Genomic DNA, 24654 nt, shown 5'->3' on the forward strand with positions numbered 1-24654 from the left:
CCTGCGATGCGCAGCAGGCGTGAGGCATCAGGCGCCGGGGTGCTGCGTCCGGTAGATCTCCATCTGCCGGCGCCTGCGCTGGAGGCTGTCGCGGCGAGGGGTGCTGTCGGCGTCGGGCGCTTCGGCCGTCAGGTCGATGTGGCGCTCGCCGTAGTGCCACAACAGCATGTCGTCCAGGAGGCGGTCCGGACCGGGCGAGTACCTGTGGTCCAGGGCCTTGCGGACCGTCGTGATGGTATCGGCCTGCAGCAGGGAGACGAGTTCGAGAGTGGTGGTCAGGCCGTGGGCGGCCAGCAGTTCGGCGGCCCAGCCCCAGTTGTCGTCCGATTTCCGGTCGACGTGCGGCAGGAGCGTCTGCCACACGTCGCGTATCCGGTTCGGCGTGAGGGGAGCGCTGCCCTCTCCATCCTCGTCCCAGAAACCCGTGACCGTCTCGTACCGCTCGTGCAGTTCGGCGAACGCGGACTCCACGGTCTCGAGCATGGCGGCGGTGCCGGTGAACTGCCGATCGAAGTAGGGGCTCCACGCCTTCGGGTTGGACGCCTTGAAACGAATGTCGTGCTCGATCTCCGACCAGGCGTGGGCGAGGACCGTGCGCACCTGGACCTCGAACAGGTAGCTTCCGGCCGCTTTCGTCTCAGGGTCCACGGCCTGCTGGAAGGACCGGACGACGTCGTTGTGGATGGTGCGCATGATGAGGTGACGGCTCGAATAGCCGTATGTGCCGGACTCGATGGAGCCGATGTCCTTCTCGCGGTCACCGCGGCAGTCGAATTCGTTGCGTTGGCGCTTCAGCAGGTTCGCTGCGAGGTCGACCTCGTGCGGAAGGGTGGTGATGATCCGGACGCCGACCAGGTCGGTGAGGTTGCGGAGCGGATCCGGGAACACGAGGGTGGGAGGGGCGCCGGGATCCGTCGAGGGCAGGGTGCGGGACGCCTTGTCGCGGAAGGACTCCACCGTCTTGGTGCGGGCCGTCACGAACAGGGGCTTGAGGTCGCTTCCGTCGAAGATGGCAGCGATGCTGTCCCGCATGGCGACGGTGACGCGATCGAGGGCCGGCCGTACGCGCTCGTACTCGCGCGTAGTTGCTTCGACGACAGGGCGCAGCCGCTCGTCGAGTTCATCCCACGCGCCCATGTACCGTGCCTTCCTGGAGGAGAGACTTCATCGTAGCCAACCCCGGGGACGGTTACGCTTCCCTCATGAATCCTGTGGGCCGGCGCTTCGTTCTCGCCCTGGTGGCCGCCGTCGGGGCGGCCCTGCTCGCGGCCTGTGGCGTCAAGGCCTCCACCAGGAGCCTCCCCGCGCCGCAGCGGTACCGCTACGGCGATGATCCCAGCCAGTTCGCCGACCTCTACCTGCCGCCCGAGGACAGGCGCGTGCGCGACGCCGTCGTCATCATCCACGGGGGGTACTGGCGGTCGACCTACGGTGCGGAGCTCGGCGAGCCGCTTGCACTGGACCTGGTGCACCGCGGCTACGCCTGCTGGAACCTCGAATACCGGCGCGCAGGCGACGGCGGCGGCTGGCCCGCCACGTTCGACGACATCTCCGCGGGCATCGATCATCTGGCTGTGGCTGCCAGGGAGCACGGACTGGACTTCACATCGATAACGGCGCTGGGGCATTCCGCCGGCGGCCACCTGGCCGTGTGGGCTGCCGGGCGGTCAGGCCTGCCGGCAGGCACGCCCGGCAGTGGGCCGCCCACGGTGCCCCTGACCGCCGTCATCAGCCAGGCCGGTGTGCTGAACCTTCGGGAAGCCCGGGAACTCGGACTCGGCGACCAGGCCGTGGAAAACCTGCTCGGAACACCCGGGGACACCGATCGGTATGCCCTCGCCGACCCGATGACGGCGATACCCCTGGACGTCCCCGTCTACGCGGTGCACGGCGAGGAGGATGCAACGGTTCCTCCGAGCCAGTCGGAGAGCTACGTCGAGGCCGCGACGGCGGCGGGGGCGACAGCGCAATTCGTGCGAGTCCCGGGCGACCACTTCGACGTCATCACTCCCGGTTCCAGCGCCTGGGAGCGCATCGTGGAACTGATCGACAGGGCGGCGCTCGCACCGAATCCCGGCAGGCTGTGACAACCTGACCGGGACCCGGACCGTTCGTCCTAGTTCAGGGGAAGCGTACCTTCGGGCAGGGCGCCGCCTGAGAGGAGTTCCCGTGCCGAGGTGGCCAGGGCGGTCAGAGCGACTCGCTGGGTCCACGGCCCGTAGGAGATCCGGGCGACGCCGAGCTCCTGCAGGCGGGCCGGCGCGAGACTTCCGGGAACGTTGATGACGCTGAGGCGCTGCGGGCCGAAAGCGCTGACGAGAGTGGTGACTGCGTGCTCGTCGAGGAGACCGGGAACGAAGACGTTCGTGGCGCCCACTGCCAGGTAGGCCTTGCCGCGCTCGACGGCGTCGGCAAGGACATCGTCCGGGTCGCGGTCCCCGGCCTTCACGAAGGCGTCGGTGCGCGCGTTGAGCACGAAGTCGATGCCTTCTGACCGGCCGGCCCTCAGCACCGCTTCCATTTGGGCGACGGCATCGGCCAGCGGGCGCATCTGGTCCTCGATGTTGGCTCCGACGATGCCGACGCCGATTGCACGGCGGACCGTTTCCTCGGGGTTCCCATAGCCGGACTCGAGGTCGGCGGTGACGGGCAGGGTGGTCGCGGCGGCGATGCGGCCGACTGCTGTGATCATCTCCTCGACCGGGATGTTCTCGCCGTCCTCATATCCGAGCGATGCGGCGATCGAGTGGCTCGCGGTCGCGAGGGCCTTCGTTCCGGGGATATCAGCGATGGTCTTCGCGCTGATGACGTCCCAGACGTTGACGACCTGAAGGATCTCCGGAGCGGCATGCAGTCCGGCGAGTGTGGTTGCCTTCGCGGCGATGTCGCTGCGATCGGTGCTGGTGGGTGCTTCAGTCATCGCGAACCTTCTTCGTGTGGGAGGTGATCCAAGCGGCTGCGCCGGCTACCTCGGTGGGGTGGATTCCGTGGCCGCCCTCTCGGACGTTCCGGTCTACTTCGGCGCCGCGGCTCTCGAGGATCGAACCGACACGGATGGCGCTGTCGATCGGCGCCATGGCGTCGGAGGTTCCGTTGAACAGGGCGACCGCCGTCCCGGAGAGGTCCGCGTCGATCGTCCTCCCCTCGAGTGGGTACATGCCGGAGAACGCGATGGTCCTCGGTGCGACTTGCGGGTGGAGCAACGCCATGGCAAGCGCGATATTCGCGCCGTTCGAGAAGCCCACGGCCACGAGCTGGCGGTCTCCGAAGCCGTAGTGGTTGCGCGCCCACTCGACGAAGCCGGCGAGCTTACCGGCGCGGCGGACGACGTCGTCGACGTCGAACACTCCCTCGCCGAAGCGACGGAACCATCGGTTCATGCCGTGCTCCTGTACGGGTCCGCGCGGTGCGAGGTAGCCGGCGCCCGGGGCAAGCCGGTCGACGAGCGGGAGGAGGTCGTGTTCGTCGCCGCCCGTGCCGTGCAGGAGCAGCAGCACCGGAGAGCCTGCTGTCCCTGCCTCGAACACGTGCGGCCAGGTCTGGGGGGTGGTCATGCACGCCCTACTTGAGGAAGGCCTGGATGGCGGGGTTGTTCTCCCGGGGCAGTTCGATCTTCGCGACTGCGTGGGAGATGGCCTCGCGGTCCGGCTCGAGCCACGGTGGCAGCTTCAGGGAACGGCCGAGTTCCAGCAGCGGTTCGTCGATGTCGAAACCGGGGGTGTCGGTCGCGATTTCCAGCAAGGTCCCACCGGGCTCGCGGAAGTAGATCGAGGTGAAGTACTGGCGGTCGAGGATCGCCGTCACGGCGTAGCCCCGTTCGGCGAGTTCCTGGCGCCACACGTCCTGCGTCTGCTGGTCCGGCACGCGGAAGGCCACGTGGTGGACGGTGCCGCCCGCGACCAGTCCGCGCTCGCCGCGCGCATCGGTGACGACGTCGACGATGCTGCCCGGCTCGCCGCCATGCGTGCTGAGACGAAAACGGCCGCCCTTCTCCGCCAGCACCGTCATCCCGAGGTCCCGCGTGAAGGTCTCGAGGGTCCTGGTGGGGTCCTGGACCGTCAGGACGGAGGAGTGCTGACCGCGAATGGCGTATTCCGCCGGAACGGAGGCGGAGTCCCAGGGGTTGCGCGGATCCGACACGGACGACGCGACGAGGTCGATCTGCAGCCCGTCCGGGTCGCGGAGCGAGAGCCGATCCTCCTCCGAGGAGGCGCTCGTGATCGTGGACTCGACGCCGATGGCCCTGAAGTGCTCCTGCCACCAGCCGAGGGTGCCCTGCGGGACGGAGAACGCAGTGGTGGTCGATTGCCCGTTTCCCACGCGTCCGCTGCGGACGCCCTGCCACGGGAAGAAGGTCAGGAGTGAGCCGGGACGGCCGGACTCGTCGCCGTAGTACAGGTGATAAGTACCCGGATCGTCGAAGTTCACCGTCTTCTTGACGAGGCGCAGCCCCAGCCCCTTGATGTAGAAGTCGATGTTCCGCTGTGGGTCACCAGCGATCGCGGTGACGTGGTGAAGACCTTCGGTTCGCGCTGTCACGCTGTCCTCCTCGTTGGACTGGCCCGTGTAATCCCGGATGTGTATGCAAACGCATGCACTACTGGTTCTGTTCCCGCTACCCGGCGTACTGACCGGCAGTCTGCTGACCGTCGTAAGTGTCCAGCTACCTATGTCATCCTGTGTGCATGGCAGCGAAAGAGCGGGTTCGGGGCTGGATCCGCCGGACGGGCATCGAGGTGCTCGGGTGGACCCTCGTCATCCTGGGCGCAGCTGCCCTCGTGCTGCCGGGTCCCGGACTCCTGATGTTGGCCGCCGGGCTCGCCGTCCTGTCGCAGCAGTACCACTGGGCACGCCGATATCTGACACCCCTGAAGGCGAATGCCTACCATGCCGCGGCGCTCGGGGTGAAGACCATCCCCCGGATCGCGGTGAGTTGCCTGAGTGCCCTGACGATCATGGGGCTCGGCGTCGTGTGGATACTGCAGCCCGGCGTTCCTTCGTGGTGGTTCCTCGATTCCAGGTGGTGGTTGTTCGGAGGGCCGGGCACGGGCATCAGCCTGATCGCGTCATCGCTGATCGCCATCGTCCTGATCGTGTACAGCGTGCGGCGGTTCCGTGGTCGGCCTATTCCGCCGCGGCCGTCCGCCGCGCGAACGGACATCCGTTAGGGCAGCCGATCGGAGGACCGTGCCGTCGACGTCAGCGAGCGGGCAGGACGCAGAAACCCGATCGCGCCGATCAGCGAGGTCGCCGCCGCGACAGCGAAGGCGGGAACGAAGCCCGCTGCGTCGATCAGCAAGCCGGTCAGGGTCGATCCGGCGGCCTGACCCAGCACGAGGCTGGTGAAGAGCACCGAGGTTCCGGCGGCGCTGCTCGTCGCAGTATGCGTCGCCCAGATGATCAGCACGGAGGTAGCCGCGGTATACGCCAGGCCGAAGAGGGCGGCTGCGGCGAAGCTGAAGGCGGTGCTGCCGGGAAGGGCAGCGATCGCTCCGGTTGCACCGGCGGTGGCACACACCGTGATCGTCCAGGTCGTCCTGACGGAGTGCCGTGCCAGCCACGGGGCAGTCAGGACGGCTGCAGCGCCGCCGGCGCCCAGGGCGATCCACACCACCGCGGACGACGTCGTCGTCATGCCTCCCTGCTGTTCGAGGAGGGTGCGACCGTGGATCCAGAGCGCGGCACACCCGGTGCCGTAGGCGAAGGCCGCAAGGACAGGGTGGGTCAAGGGGCGCAGGTCCGACCAGCGGGTCCTTCGCGCTCGGACGCCGTGGTGCTGCCGCCCCGGTGCGGTCCGTGCGCCCGAGGAGTCCGTCATCAGGACCCCGATCATCGAAACCAGGGTCACGACGGCAATGAGAGCCCAGGCGAGCCGCCATGAGGTGCTGAGCGCCAGGGCGAGCACGCCGGCCGCCACGACGCCGAAGCCGGTGCCGGAATTCACCACCGACTGCAGCCTGTCCTGTCGGCTCTCGGTGACGTTGCGGCGTACGAGTTCCACCAGTGACGGAGACGCGAAGCCTGCTCCCATGCCCGCCAGCAGGACCGACGCGGCGAAAGCGGGCGTCACCGTGGAGGCAGCGATGCCCGCGCTGCCGAGGGACGCCGAGCTGCCGGCGAGGATGGTCACCGCGCGCGGGTGGTGCGGCGCATAGCGGAACCCGACGGCTGCGGCCAGGCAGTACACGATGGACGCGCCGGAGGACAGCAGGCCGCCGATCGTGGGCGTGAGTGCGAACGAGCCGGAGAACTGCGGAAGGAAGAGGCCATAACCGAACCTCGCCAGTCCGTAGGTGGCCGCGATCAGTGCGACCGCCGTCATGGCGAAGAGGGGACCGGCGGTACCGGAGGTTGCCTGGAACGAGCGTTTCATCGGAACGAACAATACGCACAACGGCCGACGCTCGCCGGGGGCTGGTGCCGATCGCATAGCAGGTCCGCGTGGTGTCTGGAAGTTCCGCGATGGCCTTGTCCGTCGGGCCTCTCCCACCGAAGCTGGAGATGCCCGCCAGCAGATACCCACTTCCGAACGAGGTACGCGCCGTGACAGTGCTCGGTCTCCACTGCTCCCACGAACAACTGAGTCCGCGCACCCTGCTCACCGTGGTGAAGGACGCGGAGGACGCCGGATTCGCCGCAGCGATGTGTTCGGACCACCTCAGCCCGTGGAGCGAGCGTCAGGGCCAGTCGGGGTTCGCCTGGTCCTGGCTGGGCTCCGCGCTCGAGTCCACGGACCTCTCCCTGGGAGTGGTCACCGCGCCGGGGCAGCGGTACCACCCCGTCATCACCGCCCAGGCGATCGCAACGCTGGAGGAGATGTACCCGGGCAGGTTCTGGGCCGCGCTCGGGAGCGGTGAAGCCATGAACGAGCACATCACCGGCGACAGATGGCCGTCGAAGCCTGAGCGGAAGGCACGGCTCAGGGAGTGCGTGGAGGTCATCCGGGCCCTGCTCGCAGGTGAGGAAGTGAGCCATCGAGGCCTGGTCACGGTGGATCGGGCACGCCTCTGGTCCCTGCCGGAATCGCCGCCGCCGCTGATCGGAGCCGCAGTCACGCGGGACACTGCCGAGTGGGTCGCGTCATGGGCCGACGGACTGGTCACGATACTGCAGCCCATGGCCGACCTCGCGGACGTCATCGGCGCCTACCGCAACGCCGGGGGGCGCGGCGACGTCGTCGTCCAGACGCAGGTGAGTGTGGCGCCGACGCATGAGCAAGCCCTCCGTACTGCGCACGACCAGTGGCGGACGAACGTCTTCCCGCCGCCTCTGTGCTGGGATCTCGAAACCGTCGAGCACTACGATCAGGCAGCCGAGCATGTCACCCCGGAGGCCGTGGCCGAATCCGTCTTCGTCACGGCTGACCCGGGCGAGCTCAGCGGCCTGATCGACAGGATCTCGGGTCAGGGCGTCGACCGTATCTACCTGCACAACGTCGACAAGAACCAGGACTTCTTCCTCGACACGATGGCCCAGCACGTCCTGCCGCAGTTCATGGCCGGTCAGTAGCCCCCCCAGCCCCCGGCCATCGCATCGCGGCGCCGGGCGGGGTGGCCACCGGAAGCGACCGCGCAGGATCAGGCAGGTGCATCGGGTGACGACACCTCACGCTCGGTAGCCCTCGAGCAGGAGATGAGGACCCCGACGGCGGCAAGGACTGCGACCATCGAGGACCCGCCGTAGGAGATGAAGGGCAGGGGCACGCCGATCACAGGGATCATGCCGGTCACGACGGCGATGTTCAGGATGGCCTGTCCGATGATCCACACGAGGATCGCTCCACTGACGTAGGTGACGTAGAGATCCCCGGACCGCTTCGAGATCCGGTAGATGGAGTACGCGAGCACTGCGAAGAGCAGGATCACGAGCAGGGCTCCGACGAGTCCGAGTTCCTCCCCGAGGATGGCGAACACGAAGTCGTTGTGTGCTTCGGGTATCCAGTTCACCTTCTGTCGGCTCTGGCCGATGCCGACGCCGAAGACACCTCCACCAGCGAGGCCGTACAGGGCCTGAGCGCTCTGGTAACCCAGTCCCTCGGCCGTTCCCTCGGCTGCCGGGTCCAGCCACGCGCTGATGCGCAGCATGCGGTTGGGACTGGAGGTCACCGCCAGGAGGATCCCGATGGTACCGAGGACGAGACCGCCGACGAACAGTTTGGGGCTTGCACCGGCGAAGAAGAACAGTCCGACGACGATGAGTGCCAGCACCATCGCGGTTCCGAGGTCCTTTCCCGCGATCACGATCCCGATCGCGATCATCGCCGCCGGGACGACGGGAATCGCCATGTGCTTCCAGTTTCCGAGCAGCTTGGCCTTCCGCGCCAGGATCGCGGAGCCCCAGATGATGATGCTGAGCTTGAGGAACTCCGACGGCTGGGCGGTCAGGGGACCGATCCCGATCCAGTTCCGGTTGCCCTGGACCTCGACGCCGAGCGGGCTGAACACCAGCAGGGAGAAGGCGAGGGAACCGAGGAGGATCAGCCACGACAGCTTCTTGTACGTCGCCAGGGGGATGAACGCGCAGACCACCAGCGCGGCACTGCCGATGCCTGCCCACATGAGCTGCTTGGTGAAGGTGTCGAAAGGCGATTCGCCGGCCGCGACCAACTCGACCGACGACGCCGACAGCACCATCATCAGACCGATCGTCACCAGGGCGAAGGTCGTTGTGATCAGCAGGTTCCGGGAGTTCCTGTTCGAGTACGGTCGCGGCGCCCCGACGATCGTCCGGAGGCGGACCTGGCGGGAAGGTGCCCGAGCACCGGAGGGATTCGAGCGTGCGGCGGTAGGGGCGGGTGTCATCGGCGTCCTGGGGACATGACCGGCACCAGGTGCACAGGTCCGGGCGGAGGGGAAGGAATACAAGTGTGCCAAGGATGACCTTCCGCCTCGTGGAGGCGCATCGGCGATTCCGCGAGAGCGGCGACGGGAACGGCGGCGAGGACGGCGGCGAGGACCGCCTCGGCGACGCGCTTCCCTGTACTGCGGCGCGCGGCAGGCAGGATAGTCCCAGGGACCCCTCGGGCAGAATCCAACGCTCCGGGTCGGCGCCCTGCCGGGGCTGGTACGTTGAATGAGTGCTCACCGTAATCGGGGAAACCCTCATCGACGAAGTCGTCAGCGACACTGCCTCAATGCGCGCGCACGTGGGCGGTAGCCCCATGAACGTCGCCGTGGGGCTCGCACGCCTGGGCCATCCGGCGCAGTTCGTCGGACGGTACGGCGACGACGACTACGGCCGGATGATCCGGAAGCACCTCCGCGACAACTCAGTGCCCTTTCCCGTCGAGCCGGACGGCGCTCCCACGAGTGTCGCGACGGCGCGCCTCGACCCGGCCGGGGGAGCCTCCTACGACTTCCGGCTCGTTTGGGAGCTCCCCGACCTGCCCGAGCGCAAGGACAGTCTCCTCGATGGGACGACCCTCCTGCACACCGGTTCCATCGCCACGATGCTCAGCCCGGGGGCCGACGACGTCCTGGCCCTCGTCACTGCGGCCCACCCCCTCGTCACCGTCACCTATGACCCCAACTGCAGGCCGACGATCATCCGCGATCCGGCGTTCGCCCGGGAGCAGGCCGAGAGGTTCGTGGTGCTCGCCGACGTCGTGAAGGCCTCCGACGAGGACCTTGCCTGGCTCTATCCCGACCGCACCCCGGAGCAGTCGGCGCGGGCCTGGCTGGACGCCGGGGCCGCCGTCGTCGTCGTCACCCGCGGGTCGAAAGGACCGTGGGGTGTCTGCCGGGCGGGCGAGGTATCCGTTCCTGCGCCCTCGACGAGCGTCGTGGACACCGTGGGGGCGGGGGACTCGTTCATGGCGGCCCTGCTCGGGTCCCTCGTGGACCTCGAACTCGACGGCGCCCATCGGCGGGACGAGCTGCGCCGAATCAACCTCGGGCAGTTGACCGGCATGCTGCAGTACGCGGCGCGGGCAGCAGCCATCACGGTCTCGCGTGCCGGGGCCAATCCGCCCACGCGCGAAGAGATGATCCACAGCTGAGCCACACTTCGCCACGACCCCCAGGAGCACAGCGATGACCCGCGATCCGTACGCAGACCTTCCGCAGGTACCCGAGTTCGAGCTCACCAGTGAGAGCATCACCCACAACGCACCCCTCGACGCCGCACAGGCGTCGGGGCTGATGGGAGCGGGTGGCAGGGACGAGTCCCCGCAGCTCAGCTGGAGTGGGTTCCCCGACGGCACGAAGAGCTTCGTCGTGACCGTCTACGACCCGGACGCGCCTACGGCCAGCGGCTTTTGGCACTGGGCGGTCCTGAATCTGCCCGTCACGACCACGTCCCTGCCGGCGGGTGCCGGGACGCCGGGCTCCGGCCTGTTGCCGGAGGGGGCGGTGCAGCTCCGGAACGACGGCGGCTTTGCCGGGTTCGTAGGAGCCGCACCTCCCGCAGGACACGGTCCGCACCATTACCACGTGGTCGTCCACGCGGTCGACGTCGAGACCCTCGATGTACCGGCCGAAGCTACGCCCGCCTATCTGGGCTTCACGCTGTTCTCGCACGGCATCGGGCGCGCGCGGATCATCGGCACGTTCGAGCAGTAGGTGACGGCCCCGCAACCCGCGACAGGACGCGCGCCGGTACGCTGGAAGCCCAGAACACAAAGGAGTCAGCAATGCGCCTCGTGGCGAGCGACATGGACGGGACCGTCGTCGGTCATGACGGCAAGATGAGCGAACGCACCATCCGTGCGTTCCGGGCGTGTGCCGAGGCCGGGGTGGACGTCGTCTTCGTCACCGGCCGTCCACCCCGCTGGCTGCAGCCCCTCCGCGACCAGCTCGGCCACACCGGGACGGTGATCTGTTCCAACGGCGCCCTCACCTACGACCTGGCGTCCGAGCACGTCCTCGATGCGAAACTCCTGGATCCCGAGGATGTCTACGCCGCGCGCGACATCATCCGCGGCCTCTTTCCCGCAGCTACCTTCGCCGCGGAGACGGTGTCGGGGTTCAAGGTCGAATCGGGGTTCGCCGACGCCGCGACCTCCGAACTCCTCGGCGGCCTCACGGCGGAGCCCTTCGAAAAATCGCTACCCGGCGAGGACATCGTGAAGTTCCTCGCGCGGGAGAAGGACATTTCGCCCGACGAATTCCTCGCCGCGGTCCGGCCGGCCGTCGCGCACCTCGTGTCGACGACGCACTCCGCGCCGACCATCGCCCTGCTCGAGATGGCCGTACCGGACATCAACAAGTCCGTCACGCTGGCGCAGTATGCAGCCGAGCGAGGCATCGAGGCAGGGGACGTCGTCGCCTTCGGCGACATGCCGAACGACGTGCAGATGCTGGGCTGGGCGGGGCAGGGCTACGCGATGGCTTCGGGACACCCCGACGCCCTTGCCGCGGCCAACCTCGTGGCACCGCCGTTCGACGAGGACGGCGTGGCACAGGTGCTGGAGGAACGGCTTGCGGCGCTCCGGACGGCCTGACCAGGGCGCCTACCCCTACCTGCACAATGCGGCAGGGACTCCTCCGAGTCCCCGCCCGATCGCCCTGGCGCACCGGGGCTTCGCGCCGGACGGAGGCGAGAACACCATGGCCGCTTTCGAGCGTGCCGTGGAGCTCGGCTTCCGGTACCTCGAGATCGACGTCCGCGCCTCGAGCGACGGCGTCGTGATGGTCTTCCACGACGAGGACCTCGACCGCGTGACCGACGCCCATGGTCCCATGGCGGCTCGCACCGCGTGGGAGCTCGGAGAGTTGTCCGTCGGCGGCGGCGGCGGCATCCCGACGCTCGAGGCCGTGCTGCTGCGGTGGCCCGGCCTGCGCCTGAACATCGACGTCAAGAGTGGTGCCTGCGTGCGGCCGTTCGCGGACCTCATCAACCGCCGGGCTGCACATGACCGCGTGCTCGTCGCGTCGTTCTCGGATCGCCGCCGCCGCAAGGTGCTGCGGCTGCTGGACGGACCGACGGCGTCCTCGGCGGGGATGGCGGTCACCACGCTCCTGAAGCTCCTTGCGCCGCTCGGCCTGGCCGGAGCGGTCAGCAGAGTCTCAGCAGTCCAGGCGCTCCAGGTGCCTGAGACCTACCGCGGCATGCGCGTCGTGACGGGTCGTTTCGTCGACGCGTGCCATGCGGCCGGGCTGCAGGTCCATGTGTGGACGATCAACGACCGGGCCGACATGGGCCGCTTGCTGGACCTGGGTGTCGACGGACTCGTGTCCGACGCCGCGGACGTCCTCGCCGAGTGCATGGCGGCGAGGTCCGCCTGGCCGCAGGGTGACGTACGCGCCTAGCCTCTATCGGCAGGCACCGCCACCGCCCGTACATGCGGGAGCCCGGTTGCGGCCACTCCCGCAACCGGGCTCCCTCGGTATCGATGGATCAACGGGGTATCGCGCCCACCGCTGACCCATCGAGTCTAGGATCGGGCGTCCGCGCTGCGGACGCCCGATCGGCTACTTGCGGCCCTTGCCGGGCTTCGGTTCGACGGTCAGCTCCACGGGATCCGTGGTCACCGCACCGTGTGGGTTCGAGAACGTCGCGCGGAACAGCCGGCCGTCGTCGGCGGGCTGCGCCTTCTTGACCTCGGCGACCGACGTGTAGGTGCCGTCGTCGCTGCGCTCCGCACGCTGGGTGACGTCCGCGACCTGCCAGGTGGCGCCGTCATCGTCGGAACTCTCCCAGACCGCTACGGGCTCCGGTGTTCCGGTCGCACTCGCCACGAAGCGTGCCTTGTGCCCGTCCCGCACAGTCACCGATTGCGGTGCCGAGGCGAGTTCGGGCAGCTCCACGGTCTGGTCGACGGTGGGCCAGCCGTCCTCCCAACCCATCTTCTGCAGTCCGAGCGTCGGGATGTAAGGGGCCGCTGTGTTGTTGCGGTCGTAGTAGTGGAACGCGAGGTAGTCGCCGAATACGGACTGTCCGCCGAGGCCGTTCATGGCGCCGTGCGATTCCATGAGGATGGTTCCTCCGCCGCCAACCATGTCGCGTCCCTGCTTGTCGAGGTACGGGCCCGTGATGGATTCCGAGCGGGCCACGGCGATCTTGTACGTGGAGTCCGCGCCGCGGCAGCAGAAGTCGAATGACGTGAACAGGTAGTAGTAGCCGTCGCGCTGCATGATGTACGGCGCCTCGATGGGGTTGCCCGGGATGAAGCGGTCCGCGATGTTCACTGTCTGCGACTGCCAGTTCTCCACCGGCTTGCCACTGGGCCACTCCAAGGGCACGAGGAAGATCCCGTACCAGAAGGACCCGATCGACATGTAGGGCCTGCCGTCCGCGTCCTCGACGATACCGGCGTCGATGGCGTTGAAGGTCTTGCCGGGATTGTTCGGGTCGAGTCCGGTGACGGGGGAGTCGACGACGAGCCCCTGGTCCACCCACCTGTAGTCGGGGTCATCGGGATTGAGCGTGGTGTTCGTCGCCAGAGCCGTGAGGGAGTTGTTTCCGCCGAACTGGGACGCCGAGTAGTAGAGGTAGTAAATGCCGTCGTTCTCGTAGATCTCCGGAGCCCAGAGGTTCTCCGGAAGGACACCGCCGGCATAGCGCTCGTCGATCCACGCCGGGATCTCGTCCCAGACGGTGCCCCGGTATTCCCACGTGGTTCCCTCGTCCTTCGAGGACCAGGTCTGGATGGTGCCGCCGTTCTCCCGGGCAAGGAGGCCCGTGGAGTAGACGTACCAGGTGCCGTCGTCGTCGATGATCAGGGCCGGATCATGGATGGGCGTCGTTTCGCCGACGACCGACTTGCCTCCGACGAGGTCGTCGATGCTCCGGGCTGCGGATTGCTGGGTGAGGGCGCCGGTTTGGGCGGGGACTTTCGGCTCTGCCGTCGCCGGCAGCGCTGCACTTGTGAGGGCGAGTGCCAGGACGGCTGCGATACTCGCGGATCGCGACCAAAGCTTCGTACGTGACGTCATTATCACGTGGTCCTTTCGATGGTGAGAGGGCGGGCGGGCGACAGTGCACGCTCGATTTACATCGTTGTCTACATCGTTGTAAAACAGTGCCACGCGGCCACCCGGTCCGTCAAGGGAGGGTCAGAACCGGAGTCCCAGAGCTGCTCATATTCTGCGCGGGATTGCGCGCGGGAATGCGGCCCTGAATGGCGGACGACGAGTGAACTAGAGGGTAGCGACGCCGGCCCTCACTGCGAGCACCGCGAGCTGCACTCGTCCGGCCACATTGAGCTTCGCCATGATCTTCGTGATCTGGGCCTTCACGGTTGCCTCGCTGACATGCAACGCGCCTGCGATCTGGCCGTTCGTCCGACCCTCGGTCAGCGCGGACAGGATTGCGCGGTCACGGGCCGGCAGTCGCTTGATCAGCTGAAGCTCGGACGATTCAGCCGGTACCGCCGGCAGCGGAAACCGCTCGAGGTCGGGCGGCATGGAGAAGATGGCCTCACCACGATGGATCATCCGAATGGCCGCTCCCAGGTCGGACGAAACCGAATACTTGGAGAGGTAGCTGGCGGCGCCGGCCCGGTAGGCGTCGCACATGATGCCAAAATCGGTCGCGGAGGAGAGCATTGCAACCTTCACCTGCGGTGCGCGAGCTGAGATCTCCTGTACTGCCCGGACGCCATCGACGTTCCGCACCGTTGTCTCCATCAGGACGACGTCGGGTTTGAGGGCAAGCGCCTCCTTGATCGCGGCATCCCCGCTCGACGTGACAGATTCGAGCTCAATGTGCTCCAGGCCTTCAAATAGCCGTTCCACACCGAGGCGCACCAGGTAGTCGTCGTCGACCAGATGTACCCGAAGAGTTTGTTGAGCCAAAGTTGTAGCCTTCCCCCTGAACCGATGGCCCCCGCCATCGGCATAACAGATCAACCGCTTACTGCGGCTTCTCCGCCACGTGAGGGTTGTCCGAATAAGACGGGCACCCCAGCACCCGCCATAGCCTATCTGACTGGGAGATTGGACGATTGTCCATCAGTGCCCTGTGTTTCGCCGTCGCATTCCGCTGTGTAGTACGACGAGCACATACCCGGGTAGGTGAAAAGAATGACTGCTTCTCTAGATCAATTTACCCGGTCGATTATCTCTGCCTGTCGTATTGCGTAGATAGCGTTCTGAGCGCCGCGTCCTGTCTTGGGCGCGCTTCTTCTTGATCAAGGAGCAGTTTTGACGTTACTTATAGGGGGGCCGCCTAAACGGCGGCATAGAAATACGATGAGGTTCTTGGCAGGAGGAGTTGTAGCGGGCCTTGCCCTGGCTCCGCTGCAGGGAGCGGTTGCCGCTCCTCTTCCCACTGATGAGAGTGCCGCGCGCGCCGAGGTCCTCAGCGGCTCGTTGTTCACCGGAATCGACCTGATCGGCCTTGGCCTTGCCGAGAGCGCATCCCCGAGCGATCCCGGACCAGATACATCTTCGCTCAATGCAAACGTGCTGAACGCAGTGCAGGTCGATCTCGGCACTGTCCGAGTTCCACTGCTGAACCCGGCTGGCGGAACGGGCGGCCTGCTATCGTTCGGCGAAGCCGGAGTGCTCAACAGTTTCGCGTCCTCACCATCGGCGACAACGTCGGTTGCTGCGGCTGGTGCTATCACCGCCGATGGTGCAATCGCTGTCTCTCCCGCCTCACAGGGGGACTCCGCATCCGTCAACCTCACACCCCTGCTGAGCCAGGTTGCCGGTGGTAGCGTTGTGGATCAGCTTTCGCTGGATCTCGGTGTGCTCGCGTCGCGGGCTGAGCAGAACGGAGCCGAGACGCCGACATCGGAGTACGTTGTTGCGGACGCGCAACTCCTCCTGCGCAGTCCCCTGGTCGGAACCCTGACCACGGACGTGTCCAGGACCGTCGACGGCCTGGCAGCAGCGCTCGGTAACGCAGGCGCCGGCATCGAGCTGGATCTCTCGCTTCTCGGTCTCGCGAACGCGTCCGTCGGACCGGTCACCGTGACCGTGGACGGTGCAGGGGCAGCGCTGGACGCTGTCGTTGATCCGATTTTGGACACACCTCGAGTCAGCCCCGATGGACTCGTCACCGTCAACCTGCGGACTGGCGAGATCGCAGTCGACCTTGATGCTCTTGGTCTCAACGGTCGTCCGGCCAACACTCAGGTGCTGACAGCAGCGGACATCAACCGGATCACGGCCGCCGTGACCCAGGTGCTGACCGACGCGGTCGCCGAGATCAATACGGGAATCACCCGAGTCGTTCCCACACTGGGAGTCACGGTCACTGCAGGCGTAGAGGTCGACTCTTTGCTTCCCCTGGTCCCCAGCCTCACAGGTTCGGCAACCCTCACGGGAACGCTCGGAGGATTCACCGGCACCCCCGGTGCAGTTGCGCCGACTGTCGCGGTGAACATCGCGGGCCTGGACGCAAACCTGACCACGGCTCTCTCCGGCCTCCTGACCACGAACCTGGTCTCGGCGATCGGTACAGCCCTGAACAGCACCCTGACCAACACAACCGCCGGCCTCACGACTTTCGTGAACCAGACGGTAGGCGCGCTGTCGCCGGGTCTTGCGACGGTACTCTCCGAGGTCGTCCGACTGGTGGTCAACGAGCAGCCCACGCCGGGAATCCTCGGTGAGGATTCCTTCACCGTGAGCGCACTCGCTGTGACGCTGCTGCCTCGACTGGACGCGGTCTCGCTTCGCTTAGCTACCTCCAGCGTCCTCGCTTCGGCGGTCGACAACCCCGGTGACAACCCGGGCGACAACACCGGAGTCAACACTGCCGACAACACGACTGTGAACACGGCGGATAACACCGCTGTCCTGGGTGACGTCAACGGTGCGGACAACACTTCGGTGCTCGGTGCGATCAATGGCGCTGACAACACTGCTGTGGCTGGTGCGATCAATGGCGCTGACAACACTGCTGTGGCTGGTGCCATCAACGGTGCCGACAACACGACTGTGAACACGGCTGACAACACTGCAGTTCTGGGTGACGTGAACGGTGCGGACAACACTTCGGTGCTCGGTGCGATCAATGGCGCTGACAACACTGCTGTGGCTGGTGCCATCAACACTGCCGACAACACGACTGTGAACACGGCTGATAACACCGCTGTCCTGGGTGAAGTCAACGGTGCGGACAACACTTCGGTGCTCGGCGCGATCAACGGCGCTGACAACACTGCTGTGGCTGGTGCCATCAACACTGCCGACAACACGACAGTGAACACGGCTGATAACACCGCTGTCCTGGGTGAAGTCAACGGTGCGGACAACACTTCGGTGCTCGGCGCGATCAACGGTGCCGACAACACTGCTGTGGCTGGTGCCATCAATGGCGCCGACAACACGACAGTGAACACGGCGGATAACACCGCTGTCCTGGGTGACGTCAACGGTGCGGACAACACTGCAGTTCTGGGTGACGTGAACGGCGCGGACAACACTTCGGTGCTCGGTGCGATCAATGGCGCTGACAACACTGCTGTGGCTGGTGCCATCAACGGTGCCGACAACACGACTGTGAACACGGCTGACAACACTGCAGTCCTGGGTGACGTGAACGGCGCGGACAACACTTCGGTGCTCGGTGCGATCAACGGTGCCGACAACACTGCTGTGGCTGGTGCCATCAACGGTGCCGACAACACGACTGTGAACACGGCTGACAACACTGCAGTCCTGGGTGACGTGAACGGCGCGGACAACACTTCGGTGCTCGGTGCGATCAACGGTGCCGACAACACTGCTGTGGCTGGTGCCATCAACGGTGCCGACAACACGACTGTGAACACGGCTGACAACACTGCAGTCCTGGGTGACGTGAACGGCGCGGACAACACTTCGGTGCTCGGTGCGATCAACGGTGCCGAGAACACTGCTGTGGCTGGTGCTATCAACGGCGCTGACAACACTGCTGTGGCTGGTGCTATCAACGGTGCCGACAACACTGCAGTGCTGGGTGCTATCAACGGCGCTGACAACACTGCTGTGGCTGGTGCTATCAACGGTGCCGACAACACTGCAGTGCTGGGTGCTATCAACGGCGCTGACAACACGGCTGTAGCTGGCGGCGTCAACGGTGGGGACAATCCTGCTGAGAATCCTGCGGTCAACCCTGCTGAGAACCCTTCGGTCAACCCGGCGGACAACCCTGCTGAGAACCCGGCCGACAACGGTGCTGACAACACGGCTGACAACACGGCTGACAACACGGCTGACAACACGGCTGACAACACGCTCGATAACACAGCTGACAACACGGCTGTGACCGGTGCCGATAACGCAGCGGTGAACCCCGCAACGAACGGCGCTACCAACACCGCCACGACGCCGTCCCTGAATGGCGTCACGGACACCAAGCGGGGTGCCCTCACCGGCGCCCAGCTCGTCCACACAGGCGCTGAAGGAGTCCTTCCCCTCGTGGGCTTCGGCATCCTGCTCCTCCTGGCCGGCATCGCCGGATTGGTCCTGAGCAAGCGTCGCAACCAGGCACGCGCCTAACCAGGAACGCGTCCAGCTGGAACAAACCATGGCGGCAGGGGACAACCCTTGCCGCCATGGCTTTGTCTCGGCCCCCCCTCACACACGCCCCTTCCCTTTCCCATCTCCAGAGAGCAAAGCAGTGAGCTCACCACGCATCCGAAAGATCCCCGCCATCGTCCTCCTCGTTGGAGTCCTGATCGGCGGCGGCCACATGGCGGCAACTCTCGCCTTCACCGGACCGCAGACTCCCTTGAAGCAGTCCCTGCAGCCGGGCCTCAACCGGTATTTCCTGGGTCCGCTGGACCAGGGCTGGAACCTGTTCGCGCCGGGCGTCTACTCACAGGACGAGTACATGCTCGTTCGGGCGTGCATCAGCCCGGCAGAGGTCTGCGCGGGCGGCGACGCGGCCGGCGCCGAGTTCACCGAGTGGCGGAACGTCAGCGAGGAGGAAGCCCCTCCTGCGGCTCTTCGGACAATCGCCAACCGTGAGCACCGGCAATCCAAAGTCATCAACAGCCGTTTCTGGCCTACGGCTTCTGCCCTGTCGCCGGACTACCGTCAGATGGCCGAAGCGAACCACCTCGACCAGGAACCCGTCTTCGGCGTGGACCTCGATTCCGAGGAAGCAGCCGACACCATCGCGGCCGACCAGCTTAACAAGCTGCGGACCTACCAGCGCATGGAGGACGTCGCCGTAGGCTTCGCCTCGCTGTATGCGCTACACACCTGGGGCGAGGAAGCATCGCTTGTCGAGGTGCGTATGCGCCGGGATGCCGTCGTTCCCTTCGAGCAGCGTCACGACGCCTCAGCCGAACCCACCCAGAGCTTCATGAACATCGGCTGGCGCAGCGTCATGCCCTTCAGCGAGGAGACCCGAAACGCATGGCTGTAACATCCCCTCCTCGATCGGCGGCGGCCGCCGAAGACCGCCCCATCCGATCCTGGGTGCGCGCGCACCGGAACAAACCGTCCGAATGGCTGCTCGGGCTATCCTCCTGGTTCGTGGCCGACCGCCACGGTTCCTACGGCCTGGCCGTGATGAGAATCGTTTCCGGCAGCCTCGTACTCGCATGGCTCCTGGTGAACCTTCCGGTAGCAGAGCGCATCTGGGGCCCCGGCTCGGCCTATTGGGAGCCCCACCGCAACGTCATCGGCTACATGTGGCCGCTCGATCTGCTGCGGAACGCCGGCAGCGGCGCCTTCTGGGCCTGGTACGTCATCACGATCGCGCTGGTCATCGCATTCATCCTCGGGTGGCGCACACGCTTCATCACGCCCCTGCTGTTCGTGTTCTATGCAGGCATCAACGCACAAAACACCGTGATTGCCGACGGCGGCAACTATTTCATCCGCATCATGCTCATCTACCTGGTCTTCGCGGACATCTCAAGGAGATGGTCGCTGGATGCCAGGCGGCGAGCCCGGGAGTCCTCGCCGGAGACCCAGACTGGCTCAGTGCTGCACAACCTCGCGCTCTGCATGGTCATCGCTCAACTCTGCCTCGTCTACTTCGAGGCCGGCATGTACAAGGTGCAGGGCACCGCCTGGCAGAACGGCACCGCGGTCTACTACCCACTCGCGTCCGAAACGTACGGAGCGCTTCCCTGGCTCTCGGGAGCTCTGACGTTCTTCACCTGGGCAACGGTCCTGGCGACCTACTTCACGGTGATCATCCAGATCGCCTTCCCGTTCCTGCTGTTCAATAAGGTGACCCGGCGCATCACGCTGCTCGGGATCCTGGCGATGCACCTCGGAATCGCGATCGCGATGGGCCTGCCGTTCTTCTCGGGAATCATGGCCTCGGCCGATGCAGTCCTGGTCGGCAGCGCCACCTGGCTTGCGATTCAGCGCTGGGGCGCTGGTGCGCTGCAGAAGCGGACTGCCAAGCTGGGCATCCGACGAGGAGTACCAGCAACCGTACCGTCTGCATCAGTGCCGGCGCTCGACACCGATGTGGTTGCTAACCCGCGCACCGAGGATCGCGCTTTGGTAAGCAGGCGCTGAGGCGGACTGCCATGCCGCACGTCGTCGTCCGATCGATGCGTTACCCCTCGAGGACCGGATTCCCGAGTGTCCGCAGATAGTGAAGCGCTGCTGGAGCGTAGGTGCGCATCGACTCGTCGTCGGCGTATACCAGCAGGCGCAACCACGAGCCGTACCGGTGCACCCCCGCCAGCTTCAGTGCCGGCTCGACGGCGGCCCTGAGGTCCTCGGATGGCGCATATGTTGTCCATCGGTCGAGATAGGCGGTGACCACCGACTGTATGCGTGGGTCCTCCGCCGTCGTGTTCCACTGCTCGCGCATCTGCGTGATCGGGACGAGCAGCGCGCTGAACGGGTGCGCCCAGTAGGAGTCCGCGAAATCGAAGAAACGCAACGAATCGTCGGGGCTCCCCGGCAGGAAGCAGTTCCGGGCGTGCAGGTCGTTGTGGTCGAGCGACAGAGGCACGGACACACCACGCAGGACGTCGACGGCCTCGTTGATGACCGGAAGCCGTCGTACGACGTCGTCCGCGTCCTCGGCCGACAGGTACAGCGGGTGCCCATCGGGAAGCCCGGTGTGCAGGAGCAACTGGTTCTCGACGAAGTTCGCTGCCACCTCGGGATTCATGATGACCAACCCGGCTTGCGAGAGCCGTTCTCCGTGCGGCGCGGCGAGCTGCTGCAGGTCGGCGAAGTCGGTTGCCACACGCGACCAGACGGAGGCCTCGTCCGATCCCAGCCTGTCGAGGGTGGCTCCATGATCCGCAGTGAGCATCCAGCCGCGCGAGGGCTCGATCGCCAGGGGAGCGGCGACATGATCCGGGGCGATTTCGCCCAGCAGCGACATGATGGATGCTTCCGCGAGCTGTCCGAGGTTGTTCTCCTTGAACCACAGCGTCCCGTGATCCGTGGGCACCGTCAGCTGCGTGGACCAGAATCGGATGCGGGGCTGTTCGGAAGGACCGGTCCGGGACACTCCGAACGTCTCAAGCACGAGGTCGATCCACTGCTCCGCCTGCTGTCGCCACTCGGGGGAGGCCCAGGTCTGGCGGGGGTTGTTCATCGGGGACCGGGGCAGGGGGAGGGCGACATGCTGATCATTCTTCCACTGGCTGACTCAGCCCAGTTTCGAAGGCCTGCTGCCGTGGTCCCTTGATTCGAGCTCATCCGGCCCTGCGACATGCTCGCTTCCGCGGACCCGCGCTATCGCCGTCATCCCGTGGAAGATCAGGAGCGCCGCGGCCGTCCCGAGGGCGATGCCGGCGAAGGTGAGATCACCGATGGTCCAGGTGAAGTCGGCGATGCCGATCACCAGGGCCACCCCGGCCGTCGACAGGTTGATGGGGTTGGAGAAGTTCACCTGGTTCTGCACCCAGATCCGGACGCCGAGGATCCCGATCATGCCGTAGAGGACAACCCCGGCGCCGCCGAGCACTCCCTGCGGCACGGTGGCGATCAGGGCACCGAACTTCGGGAACAGGCTCAGCAGGATCGCCACGATGCCGGCCACCCAGTAGGCCGCGGTCGAGTAAACGCGCGATGCCGCCATGACACCGATGTTCTCCGCGTAGGTGGTGGTGCCGGATCCGCCGCCGGCCCCGGCGACCATCGTCGCGATGCCGTCCGCCATGAGCGCGCGGCCGGTCAGCGGATCGAGGTCGCGATGTGTCATCGCGGCCACCGACTTCACGTGCCCGATGTTCTCCGCGACGAGGACCAGGACGACGGGTACGAAGAGGCCGACGACGGACAGGTGGAACGCGGGCGCGGAGAACTCCGGCAGTCCGATCCAGGCGGCGTCGTTGATCGCGGCGAAGTCCACTTCGCCACGGAACATGGCGACGACGTACCCGGCGAGGACACCGACCAGGATGGACAGGCGCCCGAGGATTCCCTTGAACAGCACCGTGACGAGCAGGATCGCGATGACGGTCACCAGGGCCGTGAGGGGTGCCTGCTCGAAGTTCGTCTTCGCGGTGGGCGCCAGGTTCAGGCCGATCAGGGCGACGATGGCGCCCGTGACGATGGGTGGCATGGCCAGCTGGATCCAGCGCGCCCCGGCGGTGTGGACGATCAGGCCGATGACGGCGAGTGCCGCGCCCGCCATGATGATGCCACCGAGGGCTCCGGCTGCGCCGTGCTGTGACTGCGCAGCGGCGATCGGCGCGATGAAGGCGAAACTCGACCCGAGGTAGCTCGGCACCTTCCCTGCGGTGATGATCAGGAACAGGATGGTGCCGATGCCGGAGAACAGGAGGGTGGTCGACGGCGGAAAGCCCGTGATGAGAGGTACGAGGAACGTCGCTCCGAACATGGCCACGACGTGCTGGGCTCCGACGCCGATGGTCCTGGGCCAGCTGAGGCGTTCCTCGGGAGCGACGAAACCGCCCGGAAGGACATTCCTGCCGTCCCCATGGAGAGTCCAGCTGATTCCTCGTGTGCTCATGGGCGTGCCTTCCACAGGTGGTCGCGGGGGTTCCGGAGAATCCTATCCGCAGCACGTGACAGGGGTGTTACGGCGTGCGCGACACCCCTGTCGGCGAGCCCTGCGGATCCGCGCCAGGGCTTCCTCCCGTGGTCAGCTGATGACGCCGTCCACCAGGGCCTTGGCCTCGGCCTGCACCTGCTTCAGGTGCTCCTCGCCCTTGAAGGATTCAGCGTAGATCTTGTAGACGTCCTCCGTGCCCGAGGGCCTCGCGGCGAACCATGCGTTCTCCGTCGTGACCTTCAGGCCGCCCACCGGGGCGCCGTTGCCCGGAGCCTCCGTCAGGCGTGCCGTGATCTCCTCACCGGCGAGTGTCGTGGCGGTGACGTCGGACGGCGAGAGCTTGCCCAGCGCCGCTTTCTGCTCGCGGGTGGCAGCGGCGTCGATGCGCGCGTACACGGGAGCGCCGAAGCGCTCCGTGAGTCCTGCATAGTGCTGGGAGGGGGTCTTTCCGGTGACAGCGGTGATCTCCGAGGCGAGGAGGGCCAGCAGGATGCCGTCCTTGTCGGTGCTCCAGGGCGTGCCGTCATGGCGCAGGAAGGAAGCACCCGCGGACTCCTCGCCGCCGAAGGCGAGGTCGCCGGTGAGGAGTCCCGGTACGAACCACTTGAAGCCCACGGGAACCTCCTGCAGCACCCGTCCGAGATCGAGGGCCACGCGGTCGATGATCGACGACGACACGAGGGTCTTGCCGATGACGGCGTCCGCTCGCCAGTTGGGGCGGTTCGCGTAGAGGTACTGGATCGCGACGGCGAGGTAGTGGTTCGGGTTCATCAGACCCCCGTCCGGGGTGACGATCCCGTGCCTGTCGGCGTCGGCGTCGTTCCCCGTCGAGATGTCGAACTCCGATGCCCGGCCGATGAGCGACGCCATGGCGTACGGCGAGGAGCAGTCCATCCGGATCTTCTCGTCCCAGTCGAGGGTCATGAACGCCCACTGGGGGTCGACCGTCGGGTTGACCACCGTCAGGTTCAGGTTGTGCCGCTCACCGATCGCTCCCCAGTAGTCCACCGAGGCGCCCCCCATCGGGTCGGCGCCGATGTGGACGTTCGCCGACCGGATGGCGTCGAGGTTAAGGACGGAGGGGAGGTCGTCGATGTACTGCCGCAGGAAGTCGTAGCTGCCGATTCCTTCGGCGGTGCGGGCCTGCGAGATCGGCATGCGCCTGACGTCCCGCAGTCCGCCCTCGAGGAGGTCGTTCGCGCGGTTCGCGATCCAGGTCGTGGCATCAGAATCGGCAGGGCCACCGTGCGGCGGGTTGTACTTGAAACCGCCATCGGCCGGTGGATTGTGCGACGGCGTGATGACGATCCCGTCGGCCTGCTCGACCTTCGCCGCGTTGTAGGTGAGGATCGCGTGGGACACCGCGGGGGTCGGGGTGTAGGCGCCCCGCGCGTCGATCAGGACTGTCACTCCGTTGGCCGCCAGGACCTCGAGCGCGGTGTTCTGCGCCGGCTCGGAGAGCGCGTGGGTGTCCTTGCCCATGAAGAGCGGCCCCGTGATTCCCTGCGCGGCACGGTACTCGACGATCGCCTGCGTGATCGCAGCGATGTGCCCCTCGTTGAAGGATGACCTCAGGGACGAGCCGCGGTGGCCCGACGTCCCGAAGGCCACGCGCTGCGCGGGGTCCCCGAGATCGGGCTCGACGTCGAAATACGCGTCGAGCAGCTTGGTCACATCTACGAGGTCGCTGGGAAGGGCTACGGTGCCCGCTCGGTTAGCCATGGCCCCAGCATGTCAAAGAACGCCCCCGATTACATCCGCTGATCGTTCGTGACGACCGGGCGCAGGGGAAACGTGATCCGGTTGCCCGCTCGACGATCATCAGTA

Annotated in this window: 21 protein-coding genes; 10 read left to right on the forward strand and 11 right to left on the reverse strand. The window is 66.4% G+C overall.

Going from position 1 to position 24654, the window contains the following annotated elements; all coding sequences use genetic code 11:
• Nucleotides 1-27 precede the first annotated feature (27 nt).
• Nucleotides 28-1137, reverse strand: a complete 1110-nt coding sequence (locus CXQ96_RS03265; RefSeq protein WP_104116600.1) for a GTP pyrophosphokinase family protein — start codon at nt 1135-1137, stop codon at nt 28-30.
• Between the two features lie 65 nt (nt 1138-1202).
• On the opposite strand from CXQ96_RS03265, the gene CXQ96_RS03270 reads away from it, so the two are divergent.
• On the forward strand, nt 1203-2087 hold the full coding sequence (locus CXQ96_RS03270; protein WP_104116601.1) for an alpha/beta hydrolase: 885 nt from the start codon (nt 1203-1205) through the stop codon (nt 2085-2087).
• Between the two features lie 29 nt (nt 2088-2116).
• Here CXQ96_RS03270 and CXQ96_RS03275 read toward each other — a convergent pair whose 3' ends face one another.
• From CXQ96_RS03275 to CXQ96_RS03285, 3 genes are read right to left on the reverse strand one after another with little or no spacing between them, the layout of a single operon-like run.
• Entirely contained in the window at nt 2117-2920 is an 804-nt protein-coding gene (locus CXQ96_RS03275; protein WP_104116602.1) for an isocitrate lyase/phosphoenolpyruvate mutase family protein, read from the reverse strand.
• Nucleotides 2913-3554: an alpha/beta hydrolase gene (locus CXQ96_RS03280; RefSeq protein WP_104116603.1), complete on the reverse strand. Its 642-nt coding sequence runs from the start codon at nt 3552-3554 to the stop codon at nt 2913-2915. Before CXQ96_RS03280 ends, CXQ96_RS03275 begins: the two co-directional genes overlap by 8 nt.
• Nucleotides 3555-3561: 7 nt before the next feature.
• Complete coding sequence (locus tag CXQ96_RS03285; protein ID WP_104116604.1) at nt 3562-4539, reverse strand: ring-cleaving dioxygenase; 978 nt, start codon at nt 4537-4539, stop codon at nt 3562-3564.
• A 146-nt stretch (nt 4540-4685) separates the two neighbouring features.
• Here CXQ96_RS03285 and CXQ96_RS03290 point away from each other — a divergent pair, with 146 nt between their 5' ends.
• Nucleotides 4686-5168, forward strand: a complete 483-nt coding sequence (locus CXQ96_RS03290) for a PGPGW domain-containing protein (RefSeq protein WP_104116605.1) — start codon at nt 4686-4688, stop codon at nt 5166-5168.
• Here CXQ96_RS03290 and CXQ96_RS03295 read toward each other — a convergent pair.
• Nucleotides 5165-6373 carry an MFS transporter gene (locus tag CXQ96_RS03295; protein WP_181036336.1) on the reverse strand — a complete coding sequence of 403 codons (1209 nt, stop codon included), beginning with the start codon at nt 6371-6373 and terminating at the stop codon, nt 5165-5167. The genes CXQ96_RS03290 and CXQ96_RS03295 overlap by 4 nt on opposite strands.
• 170 nt (nt 6374-6543) lie before the next feature.
• Here CXQ96_RS03295 and CXQ96_RS03300 point away from each other — a divergent pair, with 170 nt between their 5' ends.
• The gene (locus CXQ96_RS03300) at nt 6544-7509 is read left to right on the forward strand and encodes a TIGR03885 family FMN-dependent LLM class oxidoreductase (RefSeq protein ID WP_104116781.1); all 966 of its coding nucleotides are present in this window, start codon (nt 6544-6546) and stop codon (nt 7507-7509) included.
• 68 nt (nt 7510-7577) lie between these two features.
• Here the strand turns inward: CXQ96_RS03300 and ftsW are convergent, their stop codons facing one another.
• A complete protein-coding gene (gene ftsW, locus CXQ96_RS03305) occupies nt 7578-8801 on the reverse strand; it encodes a putative lipid II flippase FtsW (RefSeq protein WP_104116607.1) in 1224 nt (407 codons plus the stop codon).
• A 275-nt stretch (nt 8802-9076) separates the two neighbouring features.
• On the opposite strand from ftsW, the gene CXQ96_RS03315 reads away from it, so the two are divergent.
• From CXQ96_RS03315 to CXQ96_RS03330, 4 genes are all read left to right on the forward strand, one after another.
• Nucleotides 9077-9997, forward strand: coding sequence for a carbohydrate kinase (locus CXQ96_RS03315; RefSeq protein WP_104116609.1), 921 nt, complete (start codon nt 9077-9079; stop codon nt 9995-9997).
• 34 nt (nt 9998-10031) lie between these two features.
• The gene (locus tag CXQ96_RS03320; protein ID WP_104116610.1) at nt 10032-10559 is read left to right on the forward strand and encodes a YbhB/YbcL family Raf kinase inhibitor-like protein; all 528 of its coding nucleotides are present in this window, start codon (nt 10032-10034) and stop codon (nt 10557-10559) included.
• A gap of 71 nt (nt 10560-10630) precedes the next feature.
• Nucleotides 10631-11440: an HAD family hydrolase gene (locus tag CXQ96_RS03325; RefSeq protein WP_104116611.1), complete on the forward strand. Its 810-nt coding sequence runs from the start codon at nt 10631-10633 to the stop codon at nt 11438-11440.
• A complete protein-coding gene (locus CXQ96_RS03330; RefSeq protein ID WP_104116612.1) occupies nt 11418-12248 on the forward strand; it encodes a glycerophosphodiester phosphodiesterase family protein in 831 nt (276 codons plus the stop codon). Before CXQ96_RS03325 ends, CXQ96_RS03330 begins: the two co-directional genes overlap by 23 nt.
• A 162-nt stretch (nt 12249-12410) precedes the next feature.
• On the opposite strand, the gene CXQ96_RS03335 is transcribed toward CXQ96_RS03330, so the two are convergent.
• Both CXQ96_RS03335 and CXQ96_RS03340 read right to left on the reverse strand, forming a co-directional pair.
• Entirely contained in the window at nt 12411-13874 is a 1464-nt protein-coding gene (locus CXQ96_RS03335; RefSeq protein ID WP_104116613.1) for a glycoside hydrolase family 43 protein, read from the reverse strand.
• Between the two features lie 204 nt (nt 13875-14078).
• On the reverse strand, nt 14079-14735 hold the full coding sequence (locus CXQ96_RS03340; protein ID WP_146070798.1) for a response regulator transcription factor: 657 nt from the start codon (nt 14733-14735) through the stop codon (nt 14079-14081).
• 405 nt (nt 14736-15140) lie between these two features.
• Here CXQ96_RS03340 and CXQ96_RS03345 point away from each other — a divergent pair, with 405 nt between their 5' ends.
• The 3 genes from CXQ96_RS03345 (at nt 15141) to CXQ96_RS03355 (ending at nt 20360) form a co-directional block, all read left to right on the forward strand.
• On the forward strand, nt 15141-18374 hold the full coding sequence (locus CXQ96_RS03345) for a choice-of-anchor G family protein (RefSeq protein WP_219816076.1): 3234 nt from the start codon (nt 15141-15143) through the stop codon (nt 18372-18374).
• A gap of 121 nt (nt 18375-18495) precedes the next feature.
• On the forward strand, nt 18496-19248 hold the full coding sequence (locus tag CXQ96_RS03350; RefSeq protein WP_104116616.1) for a DUF5819 family protein: 753 nt from the start codon (nt 18496-18498) through the stop codon (nt 19246-19248).
• Nucleotides 19239-20360 (forward strand): HTTM domain-containing protein, encoded by a 1122-nt coding sequence (locus tag CXQ96_RS03355; protein ID WP_104116617.1) that lies wholly within the window; start codon nt 19239-19241, stop codon nt 20358-20360. Before CXQ96_RS03350 ends, CXQ96_RS03355 begins: the two co-directional genes overlap by 10 nt.
• A gap of 40 nt (nt 20361-20400) precedes the next feature.
• Here the strand turns inward: CXQ96_RS03355 and CXQ96_RS03360 are convergent, their stop codons facing one another.
• From CXQ96_RS03360 to pgm, 3 genes are all read right to left on the reverse strand, one after another.
• Nucleotides 20401-21402, reverse strand: a complete 1002-nt coding sequence (locus CXQ96_RS03360; RefSeq protein WP_104116618.1) for a hypothetical protein — start codon at nt 21400-21402, stop codon at nt 20401-20403.
• 54 nt (nt 21403-21456) lie between these two features.
• Nucleotides 21457-22785, reverse strand: a complete 1329-nt coding sequence (locus tag CXQ96_RS03365; protein WP_104116619.1) for a uracil-xanthine permease family protein — start codon at nt 22783-22785, stop codon at nt 21457-21459.
• 132 nt (nt 22786-22917) lie between these two features.
• A complete protein-coding gene (pgm, locus tag CXQ96_RS03370; RefSeq protein ID WP_104116620.1) occupies nt 22918-24549 on the reverse strand; it encodes a phosphoglucomutase (alpha-D-glucose-1,6-bisphosphate-dependent) in 1632 nt (543 codons plus the stop codon).
• Nucleotides 24550-24654: the final 105 nt, after the last annotated feature.

Origin of the sequence: Arthrobacter sp. B1805, from assembly GCF_002929745.1 — a bacterium.
Taxonomy (GTDB): Bacteria; Actinomycetota; Actinomycetes; order Actinomycetales; family Micrococcaceae; genus Arthrobacter_D.

Coding starts and splice junctions, on each gene's coding strand:
- CXQ96_RS03265 (WP_104116600.1), bottom strand. CDS start 1,137: ATGGGCGCGTGGGATGAACTCGACGAGCGGCTGCGCCCTGTCGTCGAA.
- CXQ96_RS03270 (WP_104116601.1), top strand. CDS start 1,203: ATGAATCCTGTGGGCCGGCGCTTCGTTCTCGCCCTGGTGGCCGCCGTC.
- CXQ96_RS03275 (WP_104116602.1), bottom strand. CDS start 2,920: ATGACTGAAGCACCCACCAGCACCGATCGCAGCGACATCGCCGCGAAG.
- CXQ96_RS03280 (WP_104116603.1), bottom strand. CDS start 3,554: ATGACCACCCCCCAGACCTGGCCGCACGTGTTCGAGGCAGGGACAGCA.
- CXQ96_RS03290 (WP_104116605.1), top strand. CDS start 4,686: ATGGCAGCGAAAGAGCGGGTTCGGGGCTGGATCCGCCGGACGGGCATC.
- CXQ96_RS03295 (WP_181036336.1), bottom strand. CDS start 6,373: ATGAAACGCTCGTTCCAGGCAACCTCCGGTACCGCCGGTCCCCTCTTC.
- ftsW (WP_104116607.1), bottom strand. CDS start 8,801: ATGACACCCGCCCCTACCGCCGCACGCTCGAATCCCTCCGGTGCTCGG.
- CXQ96_RS03320 (WP_104116610.1), top strand. CDS start 10,032: ATGACCCGCGATCCGTACGCAGACCTTCCGCAGGTACCCGAGTTCGAG.
- CXQ96_RS03325 (WP_104116611.1), top strand. CDS start 10,631: ATGCGCCTCGTGGCGAGCGACATGGACGGGACCGTCGTCGGTCATGAC.
- CXQ96_RS03335 (WP_104116613.1), bottom strand. CDS start 13,874: ATGACGTCACGTACGAAGCTTTGGTCGCGATCCGCGAGTATCGCAGCC.
- CXQ96_RS03355 (WP_104116617.1), top strand. CDS start 19,239: ATGGCTGTAACATCCCCTCCTCGATCGGCGGCGGCCGCCGAAGACCGC.
- CXQ96_RS03360 (WP_104116618.1), bottom strand. CDS start 21,402: ATGAACAACCCCCGCCAGACCTGGGCCTCCCCCGAGTGGCGACAGCAG.
- CXQ96_RS03365 (WP_104116619.1), bottom strand. CDS start 22,785: ATGAGCACACGAGGAATCAGCTGGACTCTCCATGGGGACGGCAGGAAT.
- pgm (WP_104116620.1), bottom strand. CDS start 24,549: ATGGCTAACCGAGCGGGCACCGTAGCCCTTCCCAGCGACCTCGTAGAT.